We start from the raw sequence: 791 nt of genomic DNA on the forward strand, positions 1-791 counted from the left end.
GGGTCCCGTGCGGGACCCGGGGCGCCGGTGCTCAGGAGGCGACCGGGTCCTGCGGCGCGTCGGCCGGCGCGTCGGCGGAGCCCTGCGCGCCGGCGTCCGCGGCCACGGCCGCCTGCCGCTGCCGGATCGTCCAGGCCGCGCCCGCCCCGGCGGCCAGCAGCGCCGCCGCGGGCATCCACGGCTTGTCCAGCACGTGCCCGATCGCGTGGTCCACGGAGTAGCGGCCCGGGCCGGCCACCGCCAGCGCGCTGCTGACCAGCGCCAGCACCGCGGGGTACTCCAGCCCGTTGGAGGTGGCCCAGAAGCCGTTGGGCGCGTGGACCGTCGCGGCCGCGGCCATCGTCGCCGCCGCGGTCGCCCCCGCGGCCGGCGTGGCCAGGCCCAGGGCCAGCAGCGCCCCGCCGCCCGTCTCGCCCAGGCCCGCCAGCAGCGCGCTGCGCCGCCCGGGCCGGAAGCCCATGGCGTGCATCGCGCCCTCCGTGCCCTGCAGGCCCCCGCCGCCGAAGGCGCCGAAGAGCTTCTGCGCCCCGTGCGCGGCCAGCGTGCCGCCCACGCCCAGGCGCAGGACCAGCCGCGCCAGGTCGCTCCTGCCGCCGCCCACCGTGCTGCTCACCGTGCTGCTCACCGTCTCGTCCTCCTCGGTCGGGGGCGCTCGCCCCGTGTCCTGCGACACTCAACCACCCCGCGCCGGGGGGGGGGGGGGGGGGGGGGGGGGGGGGGGGGGGGGGGGGGGGGGGGGGGGGGGGGGGCGCGGGGGGGGGCCGGCGCCCCCCCGGGCGCCCGCGCCGCGC

1 protein-coding gene is annotated in these 791 nt (G+C 82.8%); it reads right to left on the reverse strand.

All coding sequences use genetic code 11. The features are described 5' to 3' along the window. Nucleotides 1-31: 31 nt before the first annotated feature. Nucleotides 32-625, reverse strand: coding sequence for a DoxX family protein (locus ACRYR7_RS25590; RefSeq protein ID WP_432575206.1), 594 nt, complete (start codon nt 623-625; stop codon nt 32-34). Nucleotides 626-791 lie beyond the last annotated feature (166 nt).

The organism is Kineococcus gurbantunggutensis, from assembly GCF_050871925.1.
In the GTDB taxonomy this organism is placed as follows: Bacteria; Actinomycetota; Actinomycetes; order Actinomycetales; family Kineococcaceae; genus Kineococcus.